This window comes from Acidovorax sacchari (assembly GCF_042847045.1).
GTDB lineage: Bacteria > Pseudomonadota > Gammaproteobacteria > Burkholderiales > Burkholderiaceae_C > Paracidovorax > Paracidovorax sacchari.
The window spans coordinates 2,599,294-2,615,099 of the sequence record NZ_AP035783.1; the positions used below are offsets into that span (position 1 = coordinate 2,599,294).

At 71.5% G+C, this 15,806-nt stretch carries 12 protein-coding genes and 1 riboswitch; of the genes, 4 read left to right on the forward strand and 8 right to left on the reverse strand.

Translation table 11 applies throughout. The features are described 5' to 3' along the window. Nucleotides 1–26: 26 nt before the first annotated feature. From ACGHC0_RS11775 to ACGHC0_RS11790, 4 genes are all read right to left on the reverse strand, one after another. Nucleotides 27–1,112, reverse strand: coding sequence for a phosphotransferase (locus ACGHC0_RS11775; protein ID WP_415268295.1), 1,086 nt, complete (start codon nt 1,110–1,112; stop codon nt 27–29). Between the two features lie 49 nt (nt 1,113–1,161). After that, nucleotides 1,162–1,881 (reverse strand): Crp/Fnr family transcriptional regulator, encoded by a 720-nt coding sequence (locus ACGHC0_RS11780; RefSeq protein WP_107129381.1) that lies wholly within the window; start codon nt 1,879–1,881, stop codon nt 1,162–1,164. A 165-nt stretch (nt 1,882–2,046) separates the two neighbouring features. Next, a complete protein-coding gene (locus ACGHC0_RS11785; protein WP_368355379.1) occupies nt 2,047–2,826 on the reverse strand; it encodes an oxepin-CoA hydrolase, alternative type in 780 nt (259 codons plus the stop codon). A 55-nt stretch (nt 2,827–2,881) separates the two neighbouring features. Further along, nucleotides 2,882–4,402 (reverse strand): 3-hydroxyacyl-CoA dehydrogenase, encoded by a 1,521-nt coding sequence (locus tag ACGHC0_RS11790; RefSeq protein ID WP_208908930.1) that lies wholly within the window; start codon nt 4,400–4,402, stop codon nt 2,882–2,884. Nucleotides 4,403–4,475: 73 nt separating this feature from the next. Here ACGHC0_RS11790 and ACGHC0_RS11795 point away from each other — a divergent pair, with 73 nt between their 5' ends. Next, entirely contained in the window at nt 4,476–6,791 is a 2,316-nt protein-coding gene (locus tag ACGHC0_RS11795) for a FimV family protein (RefSeq protein WP_368355380.1), read from the forward strand. Nucleotides 6,792–6,812: 21 nt separating this feature from the next. Here the strand turns inward: ACGHC0_RS11795 and ACGHC0_RS11800 are convergent, their stop codons facing one another. From ACGHC0_RS11800 to ACGHC0_RS11815, 4 genes are read right to left on the reverse strand one after another with little or no spacing between them, the layout of a single operon-like run. Further along, the gene (locus ACGHC0_RS11800; protein ID WP_368355381.1) at nt 6,813–7,721 is read right to left on the reverse strand and encodes a thiamine phosphate synthase; all 909 of its coding nucleotides are present in this window, start codon (nt 7,719–7,721) and stop codon (nt 6,813–6,815) included. After that, complete coding sequence (locus tag ACGHC0_RS11805) at nt 7,714–8,523, reverse strand: thiazole synthase (protein WP_011796146.1); 810 nt, start codon at nt 8,521–8,523, stop codon at nt 7,714–7,716. The genes ACGHC0_RS11800 and ACGHC0_RS11805 overlap by 8 nt, the downstream gene beginning before the upstream one ends. A gap of 34 nt (nt 8,524–8,557) precedes the next feature. Continuing rightward, complete coding sequence (thiS, locus tag ACGHC0_RS11810) at nt 8,558–8,755, reverse strand: sulfur carrier protein ThiS (RefSeq protein WP_092832248.1); 198 nt, start codon at nt 8,753–8,755, stop codon at nt 8,558–8,560. Next, nucleotides 8,752–9,870 (reverse strand): FAD-dependent oxidoreductase, encoded by a 1,119-nt coding sequence (locus ACGHC0_RS11815; protein WP_368355382.1) that lies wholly within the window; start codon nt 9,868–9,870, stop codon nt 8,752–8,754. The genes thiS and ACGHC0_RS11815 overlap by 4 nt, the downstream gene beginning before the upstream one ends. A 71-nt stretch (nt 9,871–9,941) precedes the next feature. Further along, nucleotides 9,942–10,041, reverse strand: a riboswitch (TPP riboswitch). Between the two features lie 68 nt (nt 10,042–10,109). Here ACGHC0_RS11815 and thiD point away from each other — a divergent pair. Genes thiD through ACGHC0_RS11830 form a run of 3 tightly spaced genes read left to right on the forward strand, consistent with a single transcriptional unit; the run spans nt 10,110 to nt 15,798 of the window. Next, a complete protein-coding gene (gene thiD, locus ACGHC0_RS11820) occupies nt 10,110–11,009 on the forward strand; it encodes a bifunctional hydroxymethylpyrimidine kinase/phosphomethylpyrimidine kinase (RefSeq protein ID WP_415268296.1) in 900 nt (299 codons plus the stop codon). 31 nt (nt 11,010–11,040) lie between these two features. Further along, entirely contained in the window at nt 11,041–14,976 is a 3,936-nt protein-coding gene (locus ACGHC0_RS11825) for a TOMM system kinase/cyclase fusion protein (RefSeq protein ID WP_415268297.1), read from the forward strand. Nucleotides 14,977–15,000: 24 nt separating this feature from the next. Further along, nucleotides 15,001–15,798 carry a BMA_0021/BMA_0022 family TOMM bacteriocin gene (locus ACGHC0_RS11830; protein WP_368355385.1) on the forward strand — a complete coding sequence of 266 codons (798 nt, stop codon included), beginning with the start codon at nt 15,001–15,003 and terminating at the stop codon, nt 15,796–15,798. Nucleotides 15,799–15,806: the final 8 nt, after the last annotated feature.

Consider the following 15,806-nt stretch of genomic DNA (forward strand, 5'->3'; position numbering starts at 1 on the left):
GGGCAGCGGGGCGTGCCTGCCGGTGCCTACATGCGCTGCGCGAATCCCCAGGCCATCTCGGCCAGGGGCCGGGCGCCTTCGCCCGAGGCGCGCGCCTGCGCGCTGGACGCGGTGCCGTCCTCCACGCGCTTGGCGATGCCCTGCAGGATGGAGGCGAGGCGGAACAGGTTGTAGGCGAGGTAGAAGTTCCAGTCCGCGCGCAGCGCTTCGGGCGTGCCGAAGCCGGTGCGCTCGCAGTAGCGGCGGATGTATTCGTCTTCGGTGGGTATGCCCAGGGCGGCGTGGTCCAGGCCGCCGATGCCGCGGAACATGCCGGGCGGGATGTGCCAAGCCATGCAGTGGTAGCTGAAATCCGCGAGCGGATGCCCGAGGGTGGAGAGCTCCCAGTCGAGCACCGCGATCACGCGCGGCTCGGTGGGGTGGAACATCAGGTTGTCGAGTCGGAAGTCGCCGTGCACGATGGAGACGCGGCTTTCGTCGCGCGCGCTCGCGGGCATGTGGGCGGGCAGCCATTCCATGAGCCGGTCCATCGCCTCGATGGGCTGCGTGATGGACGCCACGTACTGCTTGCTCCAGCGGCCGATCTGCCGCTCGAAGTAGTTGCCCGGCTTGCCGTAGCCCGCGAGGCCGCGCTCGGCGAAGGGCACGGTGTGCAGTGCCGCGATCACGCGGTTCATCTCGTCGTAGATGGCCCCGCGCCCGGCGGGGTCCATGTCCGGCAGGGCCTGGTCCCACATCACGCGGCCCTGCAGGAACTCCATGATGTAGAACGCGCGCCCGATCACGGATTCGTCTTCGCACAGCGCGAACATGCGCGGCACCGGCACGCCGGTGCCGTCCAGCCCGCCCATCACCTGGAACTCGCGCTCCACGGCATGGGCCGAGGGCAGCAGCTTGGCCACCGGGCCGGGCTTGGCGCGCATCACATAGCTGCGCGCCGGCGTGTTCAGCTTGAAGGTGGGGTTGGACTGCCCGCCCTTGAACATCTCCACCGCCAGCGGGCCCTCGAAACCTTCCACATGCTCCGCCATCCAGGCCGAGAGGGCATCCGTGTCGAATGCATGCTGCTCGGAAACGGGGCGGGTGCCGGTGAAGTGTTCGTAAGAGGGCATGGGCGGTGGTTCCGTGGCAGGTGGTGCGTGGTTGGCAGGGAGGTCGGCGTCAGTGGTCGGCTTCGGCGATGCGCATCAGGGTGTCACGGTCGCGCACGACGAGGCCGCCCGGCTCGATGCGGATGGCGTCCTCGCGCTCCATGGCCTTCAGTTCCTGGTTCACGCGCTGGCGCGAAGCGCCCAGCAGCTGCGCCAGTTCTTCCTGCGCCAGCTGCAGGCCGATGCGGATCTCGTCGCCCTGCGACAGGCTGGGGATGCCGTAGCTGCGCACGAGGTGCAGCAGCTGCTTGGCCAGGCGCGCGCGCAGTGGCAGGGTGTTGAGGTCTTCCACCAGGCCGTAGAGCTGGCGGATGCGCCGCGCATGCAGGCGCAGCATCGCTTCGTAGAACTCCACGTGCGTGGCCAGGATCTTGCGGAAATCCGCCTTGGCCACGCAGAGGATGGTGGTGTCTCCGTGCGCGTAGGCATCGTGCGTGCGCCGGTCCCCGTCGAAGATCGACACGTCGCCGAACCAGATGCCCGGCTCGACATATGTCAGCGTGATCTGCTTGCCGGAGATCGACGTGGAGCTCACGCGCACGGCACCCTTCGCGCAGGCGATCCACTCCTCGGGCGGATCGCCGCGGGCGGCGATCAGGCCGCCATCCTTGAAGCGTTTGACGTAGGCGCATCGGAGTATGTCGTGCCGCAGCGAAGGGGAAAGGGAGGAAAACCAGCGACCGGTATTGATCGCCTCTCGTTCTTCGATGGTAAGAATGGGGTCGTCCATGGTCTGTCTTTTGCGTGACTGGAAGCGGGAGCATTGTCGCCCGCGGGACCGGGCCGCCCGGCGGCCGCGGGCCCGGGGATGTCGCGCGCGTGTCTGTGCGTGCCCGCGCCGTGCGGCGCGGGACAGCGGCGACAGCCACGGCAATGGGGCCGGGCCGGGGCGCGCTCAGCGGTAGCGCGGCGTGCGCTTGTCCAGGAAGGCGGCGATGCCTTCGCCGGCGTTCGGGTGCTGCAGGTTGCGCACGAACTGGTCGCGCTCTTTCTCGAGCTGCCGGGCGAGCGTGTGCATGGGCGCCTCCGAGAGCAGTTCCTTGGTGCCGGCGATGGCGTTGGGCGCGCGGGCGTTGAGCGTCTCGGCCAGGGCGAGCGCGCAGGCCAGCGCCTCCTGGGGGCGCGCCAGCCGGTTGACCACGCCCAGCGCATGCAGGCGTTCCGCGCCGATGCGCTCGCCGCACAGCAGCAGTTCGGCGGCGAGCTGGCGCGGCAGCGCCTGCGCGAGGCTCCAGCTCGCCCCGCCATCCGGCGACAGGCCGATGCCCGCGTAGGCCATCACGAAGACGGCGTCGCGCGCGGCCACCACCATGTCGCAGGCCAGCGCCAGCGAGAATCCGGCACCCGCGGCGGCGCCCTCCACCGCGGCGATGACCGGCTTGGGATAGGTGCGGATGGCCTCGATCCAGTGGTGCAGCCCTTCCACGGCACGCCCCTGCGCCTCGGCGCCCTGCTGCCGGAGCGCCTGCAGGCCTTTCAGGTCGCCCCCTGCGCAGAAGTGCCCTCCGGCGCCGGTGATGACGACCGAGCGCACTTCGGCCGTGCGCTCGGCGCCGTTGAGCGCTTCCACGCCGGCCGCGTAGATGGCGTGATCGAGCGCATTGCGCATCTCCGGGTTGTGGATGGTCAGCACGAGGGTCTGGCCGTGGCTGGTGCTCTCGAGTCTTGCGGGCATGGGGCGGATTCCGGGCTGCGGGCTGCGGGCGGTGGAGGGAAGGGCGGGGCGGCCGTCAGGCCTCTTCGTGGAGCAGGCTCAGCCCGATCGCGCCGCGGCGGCGCAGCCAGGGGCTGGGACGGTAGCGCGGGTCGCCATACACCGTCTGCAGGTTGAACAGCACTTCCAGCATGTTCGCCGGCCCCCAGCGGTTGCCCATGGCCAGCGGGCCCAGGGGATAGCCCAGGCCCAGCGTGACGGCCGATTCCAGGTCGGCGGGGCTGCAGATGCCCTGCTGGCAGATGTCGCTGGCGATGTTCACGATCGTCGCCACCACGCGCTGCGTCACGAAACCGCCGCTGTCGCGGATCACGCTCACGGCCTTGCCGTCGCGCGCGAAGAGGGCGTGCGCGGCGTCGCGGATGTCGATGCGCGTGGCCGGGTTGGTGGCCAGCACGCGGCGGCGGGTGGCGGCGTCCTCCACCAGCATGTCGATGCCGATGGTGCGCGCCGGGTCCAGCCGTTCGACCACGGCCACGGTGGTGACGTCGAAGCCCAGCGGTGCCACGAGGGAGATCGCCTGCGGCGACGGGGAGGTGCCGGTCTCGATCCGGGCGCCCAGGTCCTTGAGCAGCTGGAACACCTCGGCCCGCCGCGCGGCGCGCGACGACACCCACACGGGCGGGATCTCCGCGACCGTGGGCGCGGGCGGCTCGGCCGGCACCTGCGCCTGCCCGTCCACGTAGCGGTAGAAGCCTTCGCCGGTCTTGCGGCCGAGCAGGCCGGCGGCGAGCCGCTGGGCTGCGAGGGCGCTGGGGCGATACCGGGGCTCCTCGTAATACTGTCGATAAACGGATTCCATGACCGGCTGCGAGACATCGAGCGCGGTGAGGTCCATCAGCTCGAACGGGCCCAGGCGGAACCCGACCTGGTCGCGCAGGATGCGGTCCACCGTGGCGAAGTCGGCCACGCCCTCGCTGACGATGCGCAGCGCTTCCGTGCCGAATCCGCGCCCGGCGTGGTTGACGATGAATCCGGGCGTGTCCTGCGCGCGTACCGGCGTGTGGCCCATGGCACGGGCGAGAACGGAGAGCCGGTCGCACACCGCCGGGTCGGTCTTCAGGCCGGCGATGACTTCCACCACCTTCATGAGCGGGACGGGATTGAAGAAATGGAAGCCCGCCAGGCGTTCCGGATGCTTCAGCGCCGCACCGATGGCCGTCACGGACAGCGAGGAAGTGTTGGTCGCAAGCACCGCCGCCTGCGGGACGATGCGTTCGAGTTCGCTAAAAAGCGCCTGTTTGGCGTCCAGGCGCTCCACGATCGCTTCTATGATGAGGTGGCACCCGGCGAGGTCCTGCAGTGCAGCGGCCGGAGCGAGCCGGCCGGCCAGCGCCGTGGCCTCGTCGCCCGAGATGCGGCCTTTGGCGGCAAGGCGTTCCCACTGCTGCTGAATGTTGCGTTGCGCGGTGTCGGCCGCGCCCGGCCGGTTGTCGAGCAGCAGCACCTGGCTGCCGGCCTGCGCCGCCATCTGGGCGATGCCCTGGCCCATGGCGCCCGTGCCTATGATGCCTACGATAGGGAAGGGGTTGGTCATGGAGCGCGATTATGGCGGTGAGGGAGCAGGCGGCTTTATGTGCAAGAATGAACCGAATAAGAATGCAACTATTGTGAAGATCAGTAACGCGATACTCGGAGCGAGTCTTTCCGCCCTGGCCACGGGGGCATCGGCGCTGTCGCTGGGCGCCAGCCACGGCACGGTGGTGCTGGGCGCGCCGGTGGACCTCGTGTTCGACGTGCAACCCGATCCGGGTGGCGATGTCGAGTCTTCCTGCGTGCGGGTGCGCCTGATGTCCGGAGATACGGCCGTGCCGGACTCCAAGGTGCAGGTCACCCCGGTTCCTGCCGCCGGCGGGCGCAACCCGGCCGTGCGCGTGCGTGCATACATCACGGCGGACGAGCCGGTCGTCACCGCGACGGTTTCCGCCGGTTGCAGCGGCGGCGTGACCCGCCGCTACACCTTTCTCGCGCAACTGCCCGAAGCGGTGGCTGCGGCGTCACCGTCCAGCCCGGTGGACATCGGCCGGCTGGCTGGAGCGGGAGCTTCCGCGGCGGGGTCGGCGGCCGGTGCCGCCGGTGGCGCCGGTGGCGCCCAGGGCATGGGCGGGCGGGGCCCCCGGGCGGCCGCTCCCGGCGCTGCGCCTGCCCCGGCGCCGCGTGCCAGCCGCCAGGCAGCGGCGGCAGCGCCTTCAGCCGCGTCCCGGCCGCCGAGCCGCGCGCTGAAGCCGGCGCCCACGGCCGCCGCATCGCCCGCGGCAGAGCGTGCCCGGCTGGTGATGGAGCCCCTGGACGTCTGGCTGGATGGGCCGCTGCCGCTGCGCCAGTCGCCCGAACTGGCCCCTGCCGCGGAGACCACCTCCCCCGAGCAGCGCGCGCAGGCCGCGGCCCTCTGGAAGGCGCTCAACACCCCCGTGGAAGATGTGCAGCGCGCGGCCGGCCAGGTCGCTCAGCTCGAAGGGGCCGTGGCGACCGAGCGCGCGCGCGCCGCATCCGAGCGCGCTGCGGCTGCCGAACTGCGGCAACGCCTGGACAGCGCCGAGTCCGAGCGCTTCCCGGCCGTCCTGGTCTATGCGCTGGTGGGCCTGCTGGTGCTGCTGGCCTTGCTGGCCGCCTGGCTGTGGGGCCGCGCCCGCAGGGCGGCGGCCTCCGCCTGGACCGAGGCCGTCGCGGCCAGCAGCCAGCCCCGGGAGCCCGGCGGCGAGCCGCTGGCGCCGGACGGCTCCGCGCTGGCGACCCGTCCGCAGGCGGATGCGCCCGCAACCCGTCCGAAGCGGCTGCCCGTGATGCCCAGCCGGGCGTCGGCGTCCGCGGCCAGGGTGCCGCCGGTGCCCGCCGAGCCGCCGGCCCCCGTGCCGGCAGCCGCCCCGGCCCCGCGCGACAGTTTTCACCTGCCCGCGTTCGCGGACTCTCTTTCCAGCGCGGTGCTGGTCGAGGGGCCGGTGATGACGCGCAATGCGCCGCTGGTTCCCGAGCCTGCGCCCGCGCCCGGGCCTGCACCGGCCGCGCTGGCGCCTGTCCCCGTCGTGGCACCGGCACCGCTGGCGCCGCCCGTGCCCGCCGCGATGCCCCGCATGGCAGGGCCGCAGCCCGAGGACCTGTTCGACATCCAGCAGCAGGCGGAATTCTTCGTGTCGGTGGGCGAGCACGACCAGGCCATCGCCGTGCTCCGGCAGCACATCGCCGCCCACGGCGACACCTCGGCGTTCGCCTACCTGGAGCTGCTGCGGCTCTACCACACCCTCGGCCGTGTGGAAGGCTTCCACCAGCTGCGCGAGCAGTTCTGCGCGCAGTTCAACGTCTCGGTTCCCGAATTCGGCAATTTCCACCGCAGCGGCAAGACCCTGCAGGGCTTCCCCGATGCCCTGGCGGCGATCGAGGCCGAATGGTCCTCGCCGGCCGTGCTCGGGGTGATCGAGGGATTCCTGTTCCGGCAGGCCGACGCGCCCCGGGCCACGCAGTTCGACCTGGCGGCCTTCGACGACCTGCTGCTGCTGCTGGCCATCGCGCAAACCACGCCCGCCAGCGCCCGCGGCCCGGCGCCTCCGCGCCCTCGCACCACGCCGGGCGAGATCCCCGCCGACGAAGTGCAGGCCGCCGCCGCGCCGGTCCGTGCCGCCAGCGCCGGGCCCGAGGAAGAACTGCGTTCGTTCGACACGCTTTCGGCCGGCCTGACCTGGGAATCGCTGCCCGCGCCCTTGCCGCGGGCCCCGTCCACCGCGCCGTCTCCCCTGCACGAGGATCCGGACGCGATGCTCGACATCGACCTGTCCGATCCGCCCCACCTCACGCTCAGCGACCTGCCGCCGGTGCCCGTGACGCCGCCGCCGGCGCCCGGCCAGTCGGTGGGTTTCGGCATGGACGAAAAGATGGAATTGCGCCTGGAACTGGACGAGTTCGAGCGCAAGAACCGCACGCCCAAGGGCTGATGCGGTGCCGGCGGGGGCGGCCTACCGCCCCATGCGCCGCATGAGGTCGTGCGCCGCGGCCTCCGGATCGGGGGCGTTCACCAGCGCGCGCACCACGGCGACCGATCCGACGCCGGTCGCGAGCACGTCGGCGAACTGCTCCGCGCCGATCCCGCCGATGGCCACCTGCGGGTAGCCGCGCATGAGCCGCGCATAGCCCGCGAGGCGGGCCAGGCCCTGGGGCACGGTCGCCATCTTCTTGAGCGTGGTGGGGAAGACCGCGCCCATGGCCACGTAGCTGGGAGCCGCCGCGTCGGCGCGCACCATCTCGGCGTACCCGTGCGTACTCACCCCGAGCCGCGATCCGGAGGCGCGCAGCGTCTCCAGCGAGCCGGGGGGCAGCGCATCGAGGTCTTCCTGCCCCAGGTGGACGCCATAGGCACCGGCATCGATGGCGGCCTGCCAGTGGTCGTTGATGAAGAGCAGGGCGGAGGTGCCCCGCACTGCCTCCACGGCGGCCCGCACTTCGCGTTCGACGGCCGCGCCGTCTTCCGACTTGAAGCGCAGCTGCACCGTCGGCACGCCGGCCCGGGCCATGCGGCCCACCCAGTGGGCATCGGGCAGCACGGCGTACAGGCCGAGCCTGTCCGGGCAGGGTGCGAAGGGGCGGGCATGGGGGCGGGGCTGCAGGCCGAAGTCCACGGGCTCGTCGGGCCAATGCGCTGCGTCGAAATGGCCCGTGCGGTCCGTCCGGGCCTGCCAGGCGCGCGCGAGGCAGTCGGCGTCCACGGCGATGAAGCCGAGCTGGCTGCAGGCTCGCAGGGCGGCGCCATAGGCCGCTCCCCCGTGCGCAGGGGCCGGCCCGGGCTGGGCAGGGAAGCCGGCGAAGGCCGCCGCGTGGGCCTGCACGATGGCATCGGCCATCGCCTGGATGGTGGAATCTTCAGCCATGGTCGTGGTGCCAGAAAGGGGTGCCGAGCACGGGCGTGCTCGGCTGGGCCGCGTCCTGCGCGGACATGGCGCCGGCTTGCCGGGCGGTGCGTCCGGCCTGCACCGCGTCGGCGAAGGCGCCGGCCATGGCCACCGGGTCCTGCGCCAGGGCCACGGCGGTGTTGAGCAGCACGCCGTCGTAGCCCCACTCCATCACCTGGCAGGCATGGGACGGCAGGCCCAGGCCCGCATCCACGAGCAGGGGCACGTCCAGCCGCTCGCGCAGCGTGCGCAGCGCGTACGGATTGACGGGGCCGCGGCCGGTGCCGATGGGCGCGGCCCAGGGCATGACGGCCTGGCAGCCCACGTCCACCAGGCGCTGGCAGAGCACGAGGTCTTCGGTGCAGTAGGGCAGTACGTGGAAGCCGTCGCGCACCAGCTGGGAGGCGGCTTCCACGAGGTTCAGCGTGTCGGGTTGCAGCGTGTAGTCGTCGCCGATCAGCTCCAGCTTGATCCAGGGCGTGCCGAAGACCTCGCGGGCCATCTGGGCGGTGGTGACGGCTTCCTGGATGCTGTGGCAGCCGGCGGTGTTCGGCAGCACCGGAACGTCCAGCCGGCGCAGCAGTTCCCAGAAGCCGCTGCCGGCCTCTGCGGGGTTGCTGCCCTGGCGCCGCAGCGAGGCGGTCACCATGGCCGGGCGGGCACGCCGCACGGCGGCCTCCAGCACGCTGGGCGAGGGATAGCGGGCGGTTCCCAGCAGGAGCCGGCTGGCGAAGCGCTGGCCGTAGAGGACCAGGGCGTCATCGGATGCGGTGTCGGGCATGGCGGATGTCGAAGGGAAAAAAGGCTGGCGTGGGTCAGCCGCCCGTCACCGGCGCGATGATCTCCACCCGGTCGCCGGGTTGCAGCGCGTGGCCGGCGTGGCGGGCCTGGGGGACGAACAGGGTGTTGACGGCCACCGCGAAAGGCGGGCGGGCGGCAATCGCCGCGATGGCATGGGCCACGGTGGCGCCCTCTGGCAGTTCGGTGGCTTTCTGGTTGATGACGACGTTCATGGCAGTGCGGCGGCGGGCTCGAGGTCGAGCGCCAGGTCGAAGCGGGAGGCGAGGGGGGATTGTCCTTCGTTCAGGCATTCCATCACCACGTCCAGGACGGCCGGGGAAATCATGAAACCGTGCCGGTACAGGCCGTTGACCTGCAGCACGCGCGGCGCGGTGCGCCGCACCGCGGGCAGGTTGTCGGGCAGGGTGGGGCGGCACTGGGTGGCGATCTCGAGGATGCGCGCCTCGGCGAAGCCGGGATGCACGGCATAGGCCGCGCTCAGCAGTTCCAGGGTGGAGCGCACGCTCGCGGGCGAAAGGTCGTCCGATTCGATCTCGGTGGCCCCGATCACGAAGATGTGGTCCTGCTTGGGGGCGATGTAGATGGGGTAGCGCGGATGCACCAGCCGGGTGGGGCGGCGCAGTGCCACGCCAGGCGCGTGCAGCCGGACCACCTCGCCGCGCACGCCGCGCAGTTCGGACCACTGCGCCCGGGCGCCCAGGCCCCGGCAGTCCAGCACCCAGTCGGGTTGGCCGGTCATGCCCGGCGTGAAATCTTCCGGCGCGCGCGGGCTGTGCCAGTGCACCCGGACGCCGCGGGCGCGCATGGCGTGCTCCAGCGCCGCGAGCAGCTGGCGATTGTCGAGCTGGCCTTCGCCGGGCAGGTACAGGCCCTGGTGGAAGCGCTGGCCCTGGAGGGCGGGCTCGGCTTCCTGCAGTGCGCTGCCGTCCAGCACCTGCAGGGCAGGCAGTTCGGGCACGGTGCGGGCCGTGCGCTCCAGCACGCCGCGCAGCCGGGCGGCCTCGGCGGCATCCTGGCGGTGCCAGAGGATGAGGGTGCCCTCCTGCTGGAAGAACACGGGCCACTCGAGGCCGGCCAGCAGCTGGGGCCAGCGCGACAGGGCATGGTGCCCCATGCGTACCACGCCGGCTTCGGTGATGGCGGACTCCGCCAGCGGCGCGAGCATGGCGGCGGCGATGCGGGCGGCCGCGCCCTGGGCGTCGGGGCCCTGGGCCTCGTACACCTCCACGGCGTGCCCCTGCCGGGCCAGTTCGGCGGCCAGCAGCCGGCCCATGAGGCCGGCGCCCAGGATGGCGATGGAGGAATGCGGGGACAGCAGGGCGGTCATGGGCGGGCGGTGGATGCGGTTCTCGTCGGTCGGGCGCTTGCGCGCGAAGGCGCGGCACGGAGAACAGGCGGCGGTCCACCGTCGAAACTCCCCACGCCAGCATGACCTGGATCGGGTGCCGAGGGTCTTTCTCAGCCGCGCCCGGCGGGCGCGGCACCCCTGTTTCGTCCGTTCCCTGAATTACAGCACAGCGCTGCGGAAGGCGTATTTGACATCGCGCATGCGCCATAATTTTTGCCATGAATTCCAAGCCTCTCGAACCACGGCCGGCGGCGTCCGCCGTGGAAGGATCCCGCTACGTGCGCATCCTGTCCATTGCAGGGTCTGACAGCGGAGGCGGGGCGGGCATCCAGGCCGACCTGAAGACCTTCGCCGCCCTGGGTTGCTACGGCATGACCGCCATCACGGCCATCACTGCCCAGAACACGCAGGGCGTACGCTCCATCCATGGCGTGCCCGCCGCCATCCTGCGCGACCAGATCGACGCGGTGGTGGAGGACATCGGCGTGGATGCCGTCAAGATCGGCATGCTGCATGCCCCCGAGGTCGCCGAGGTGGTGGCCGATGCGATCCGCCGGCATGCGCTGCCGCACGTCGTGCTCGATCCCGTCATGGTGGCCACCAGCGGCGACCGTCTCATCGCGCCGGACACCGTGCGCGTGCTGGTGGAGGCGCTGTTTCCGCTGGCTGCCGTGGTGACGCCGAACCTCGACGAGGCGGGCATGCTGCTGGGCCGTGCCATCCGGGACGAAGGCGCCATGGATGCCGCGGCGCAGGAACTGCTGGGCCTCGGCGCCCCGGCCGTGCTGCTCAAGGGCGGCCACCTGCCGGGCGACGCGCTGGTGGATGTGCTGGCCGTGCAGGGCATGGCCCCGCACCTGCACCTGCGGTCCGCGCGCATCCCGACGCGCAACGGCCACGGCACGGGCTGCACGCTGTCGTCCGCGATCGCCGCCCACCTCGCCCTGGGCCGCAGCCTGCGCGACGCGGTGGCTGCCGCGCATGCCTACGTGCAGGCGGCGATCACGGCCGGGGCGCCGGTGCGCACCGGCCGCGGCGCAGGCCCGCTCGACCATGGGCACGCGCCCGTGGCGCAGCGCATCCACCGCGACCCGGCCGCGACCGGGGGCGCCCTGTGAGCGGCCGCCTGTGGCGCCAGGGGGAGGGCGCATGAGTCTCCGCGCTCCCGACCCCGGGCACATCCGGGAAGCCTTCTCCGCGCAGGACGCGCTCGTGCAGCGCTACGTGCTGCAGGATGTGATCGGCACGGGCTCCTACGGCATCGTGTTTTCCGCGGCCCATCGCCAGACCGGCCAGAAGGTGGTGCTGAAGTTCGTCCGCATCGACGAGGACGAGCGCCTTTTCAAGCGGTTCCGGCGCGAGATCGCGGCCTGCGCCCGGCTCCACCATCCGCACATCGTGCAGCTGCTCGACGAGGGTGTATGCGGCCCGTTCGTCTTCGCGGTGTTCGAGTTCGTCCCGGGCCTGACATTGCGGCAGGTGCTGCAGAACCAGGGCGCGCTGCCCGCGGCCGAGGCCGGCCGCCTCATGCTCCAGGTGCTGGACGCCATGGCCTGCGCGCACGATGCGGGGATCACGCACCGCGACCTCAAGCCCGAGAACATCATGATCAGCGCCTCGGGGCTGACTTCGCATGCCAAGGTGCTGGATTTCGGCATCAGCACGCTGCTGCCCGGTGCCGGCGATGCCCTGGCCACGCAGCTCACGCGCGAGGGGGAATACGTCGGCACGCCCGCCTACAGCTCGCCGGAGCAGTTGCGCGGCGAAGCCGTGACCCCCCAGGCCGACCTCTATGCGTGGGGACTGATCTTCCTGGAGTGCCTCACCGGCAAGGTGGTCACGGGCGAATCCACCGCCGAGATCTACCAGCGGCAGCTATCGCCCCAGGAATTCAGCCTGCCCCAGGCGATCCAGGGCCATCCGCTGGCCGAGGTGCTGCGCAGCGCCCTGCGCAAGCGCTGCCAGGACCGGGCAGCCTCGGCGCGCCAGCTCTGGGAACGCTCGGCCGCCGTGCGCCTGGACGACCTGGTGGGCATCCTGAAGACACGCCCGGGCGCCGGCCCGAGCGCCATCGCGCCCACCGTGGCCTTCGGCACGCCGCACGAGGAGAAGCGGCAGCTCACCCTGCTGTACTGCGGCGTCTATTTCTCGCAGCCGCCCGAGCCGGCCGACGAGGAGGCTGCGGAGCGCCAGGAGATGGCCCAGCGCGGCGTGCTGCGCCGGCTCATCGACGTCGCCGTGCAGCGTGGCGGTACGCTGGGCGGCACCCTGGGGACGCATTTCCTGGTCACGCTCGGCTACTCCTCCCACGCCGAGGGCGATGCCCGCCTGGCTGCCCAGATCTCCCGCGAGCTGGTGCGATCGGCAGAGGATGCCGGCCCGGAGGTGCGCTGGCAGGTGCGCATCGGCCTGCACACGGGCTCCGTCCTGATCGAAAGCGGTTCGGTCGTGCCGTGCCGTGCGCTGGACATCGCCATGCGGATGGAAGCCGCGGCGTCCGACGGCCAGGTGGTCGTCAGCGAGGCGGCGCGCCAGCGCCTGCGCCACCATGCGCGGTTCGTCCCGCAGGGCGGCGTGCGCCTGCCGGGCGCCGCTTCCGAAATACCATCCTTCGGCATGCTGCCCGAGGAGGCCGCGCGGCAACCGCTGCGCGAGGCCGTGGGCCGGTGGCGCGAACTGCTGGCGCTGCGCCGCCGCTGGCGGGACGCGGCCGCAGGGCGGGGGCGGGCGGTGCTGGTGCGCGGCGAGGCCGGTATCGGCAAGTCGTGCCTGAGCGAAACCTTCCTGTCGCAGGTGGAGGGGCGCGAGGGGCTGGTCCTGCGCACCGCCTGCTGGCCCGAGCAGGAAAACAGCGCCCTGGCGCCCATGCTCGCCCTGGTGCGCGCGCAGTGCGGCGATCCGGAGGCCCCCGACGATGCTGTCGTCGAGCGCCTGTCGGCCTTGCTGTCCGCGGCCGGCTGCGACGTGGAGCGCGTGCTGCCGATCTTCTGCGTCTGGCTGTCGCTGCAGGTCGGCCGGCACGAGGTGGTGGACATCGCCCCCGCGCTGCAGAAGGCGCTGCTGATGGAGGCCGCGCAGCGCTGGCTCCAGACGCAGGCGCGCTCTGCTCCGGTGCTGCTGTTCGTCGAGGACCTGCACTGGGCGGATTCCGCCACGCTGGAATGGCTGGCGGCGCTCACGGGCGCCATGGCGGACCAGCGCTGGATGCTGCTGCTCACGGCCCGGCCCGAATGGGAGGCGCCCCCGCCCATGGCCGGTATGCTGCAGCGGCTGGAAGTGGGCCGCCTGGGCCCGGCCGAGGCTGCGTCCATGGTGCGGCACGTGCTGGCGCCGCGCCGCGTGTCGCAGGCGGTCATCGACCACGTGGTCGCCCGCACGGATGGCGTCGCGCTGTTCATCCAGGAGCTGGCACGCACGCTGCTGGAAACCTGCCTGGTCGAGCGGGACGGCCTGTGGGACTTCCAGGAGCAGGCCGACCTGAAGGGCATTCCGATCACCCTGCGCGACTCGCTGGAAAGCCGTTTCATGCAGCTGGGCCCGGCACGCGAGGTGCTGCGCTGGGCCTCCATCTGGGGACGGCGGTTCGATGCCGAATGGCTGCCGGACTGCGGCATGCAGGACGTGGAGGACAGCCTGCGGTCCCTGGTGGACGTGGGACTGCTGATGCCGGCGGATGCCGCGGGCCACTACCTGTTCCGGCACGCGCTGATCCGCGACGCCGCCTACGACAGCATGCTGGCGACGCAGCGCTCGCACATGCACGGCGTGGTCGCCACGGTGATATTGAAGCGGCGTCCGCGCGTGCGGGACGAAGAGCCCGGCCTGCTCGCGCACCACTATGCGCTGGCGCGGGATTTCGCGAACGCCGTGCCGGCAGGGCTCGCCCAGCTGCGCATGACCCAGCACCGGTCGCTGAACGACGAGACCATCACCTACTCGCGCACGGTGGAGGAGTGGATCGACCGGCTGGACGAGCCCGACCGCTGGGAGCCCCGGCTGGCGCTGGACGGCTACGTGCTGCAGGCGCTGATGAACAAGTACGGCTGGGCGCATCCCCAGGTGGAGCAGCGCATCGAGCAGTCCCGCGGGTTGGTGGAGCGCGACATCTCGGTGGACCTGCGCGTGCAGCACATCTGGCTCATGCTCACCTACCACCATGTGGCGAGCCATCGCGCGGAGGTCATGCGCCTGAGCCTGCAGCTGGAAGAGCTGGCGCGCCGGCAGGGGGACGCGGGCATCCTGGTGGCGGCCAGCACCTGGATCGGGCTCGCGTTCTATTCCGAAGGGCGCTTCGAGGAAGCGGAGCGCTACCTCTCCGAAGCCATCGACGAGCGCCATGCCGATGCCTCGAAGCACCACGCCGCGCAGCTGGGCTTCGACACCGTGTCGTGGGCGCTGGCCGCGCGGTCCCTGGTCCGCTGGGGTGCAGGCCACGACGCGCTGGCGAACGAGGATGCCGTGCGCGCGGTGGAACGCGCCCGGGCCCTCGCGCACATCCCGTCGATGGGGATCACCATGCTCTACCAGGCGCTGGGCTACGTGGGACGGCAGGACGTCGAACGAGCCCGCCAGGTGGTCGATGAACTGATCGAGCTGTCCGGGCGCTACGGCCTGCCGGCCTTCCGCGGGTATGCCGAGGTCATCCGCTGCTGGGTGGTGGGCGACCTCGCCGGCGCCGATGGAATGATCGAGGCGCTCTGGGGCATCGGCTGCAAGTACTGCCAGACCTACTACCGCGCCTTCTGCGCAGAAATCCTGGCGCGGCAGGGCCTCTGGGCCGACGCTGCCGGCCGCCTGGAACACTGCATCGAACTCACGCGCGAACTGGACGAGGGCATATACACTGCAGAACTGTGGCTGCAGAAGGCCAACTGCCTGCTGCAGGACGGTGCGCGTGCCGCAGAGGCCGCCGCCAGCCTGCGCCAAGCCGTCCAGGTCGCCCGGGAGGGCGGCAAATACCGGGTGGAGGTACAGGCGCTGTCACGCCTGCGCCATGTGGATCCCGCATCCTGCACTGCCAGCGACGAAGAGCGGTTGCAGTTCTTGCTGGGTATGCGCCCCGAGCTCGGGGCTTTCGTGTGTTGATTCGATGATGAGGGGAGGATTCCAATGAGTTCCATTCAGCAACAGCCCGGTGATCCCTTGCTGGAGTTCCGGCTCGCCTATCTGCGCGCCATCGCCAAGTCCTGGTACGAACCCGACTACCGTGACCGCCTGCTCGCGCAGAAGGACATCCAGCCACAGCTCGCCAAGGACTTCGGCCTGAAGACCATCTGGCCCTGGCTCGACGTGTCCCTGGAGCGCAGCGACAACCCGCTCGACCAGACCCTGTGGAAGCCCGAGCTGACCGCGGGCTGGATCGGCCTGGACGACGCCTTCGAGATCGTGTTCCCCGAAGCGCCTTCCGACCGGGCCGCCGAGGCGCTGGCCAGCTATTACCAGCTGTTCCCCACGCTCATGGGCGCGACCGCCGACGTCGGCAGCCAGGAGCACCAGCCACCGCACATCGTGGGCGGCGCGCTGCCCACCGGCCTGGGCATCCCGGGCGGAGACCCCGGCTCCCTGCTGGCCTTCGGCGGCGTGGTGCTGCGCGCCATCGCGCTTGCCTGGCAGTCGAAGGAGTTCCGCGACGAACTGCTGAACCCCCATTGCAGCGATGCGGCCGGCCTGCTGAGCCAATGGCTGGGCTACAACAACCCCTTCAACTTCTCCATCCGGTTCACGCCCAACAAGGCGCTGACCTGGGATGCGGCCAAGGGTGGCTGGAACCAGCACAACCCGGACGGCAGCAAGATCAAGAACCGCATCGTGCTGAACTATCCGAACGCACCGGAAGCCCGCGATTTCTGGCCGATCTCGCTCACGTCGTACAACAACACCGGCAGCGCCTACCCGTTCACCTGCTGAGTGCCAGC

Excerpts from the sequence above, each read along its gene's own strand:
- ACGHC0_RS11825 (WP_415268297.1), top strand. The coding sequence starts at position 11,041 with ATGAGTCTCCGCGCTCCCGACCCCGGGCACATCCGGGAAGCCTTCTCC.
- ACGHC0_RS11790 (WP_208908930.1), bottom strand. The coding sequence starts at position 4,402 with ATGACCAACCCCTTCCCTATCGTAGGCATCATAGGCACGGGCGCCATG.
- thiS (WP_092832248.1), bottom strand. The coding sequence starts at position 8,755 with ATGAACGTCGTCATCAACCAGAAAGCCACCGAACTGCCAGAGGGCGCC.
- ACGHC0_RS11780 (WP_107129381.1), bottom strand. The coding sequence starts at position 1,881 with ATGGACGACCCCATTCTTACCATCGAAGAACGAGAGGCGATCAATACC.
- thiD (WP_415268296.1), top strand. The coding sequence starts at position 10,110 with ATGAATTCCAAGCCTCTCGAACCACGGCCGGCGGCGTCCGCCGTGGAA.
- ACGHC0_RS11775 (WP_415268295.1), bottom strand. The coding sequence starts at position 1,112 with ATGCCCTCTTACGAACACTTCACCGGCACCCGCCCCGTTTCCGAGCAG.
- ACGHC0_RS11815 (WP_368355382.1), bottom strand. The coding sequence starts at position 9,870 with ATGACCGCCCTGCTGTCCCCGCATTCCTCCATCGCCATCCTGGGCGCC.
- ACGHC0_RS11805 (WP_011796146.1), bottom strand. The coding sequence starts at position 8,523 with ATGCCCGACACCGCATCCGATGACGCCCTGGTCCTCTACGGCCAGCGC.
- ACGHC0_RS11830 (WP_368355385.1), top strand. The coding sequence starts at position 15,001 with ATGAGTTCCATTCAGCAACAGCCCGGTGATCCCTTGCTGGAGTTCCGG.
- ACGHC0_RS11800 (WP_368355381.1), bottom strand. The coding sequence starts at position 7,721 with ATGGCTGAAGATTCCACCATCCAGGCGATGGCCGATGCCATCGTGCAG.
- ACGHC0_RS11785 (WP_368355379.1), bottom strand. The coding sequence starts at position 2,826 with ATGCCCGCAAGACTCGAGAGCACCAGCCACGGCCAGACCCTCGTGCTG.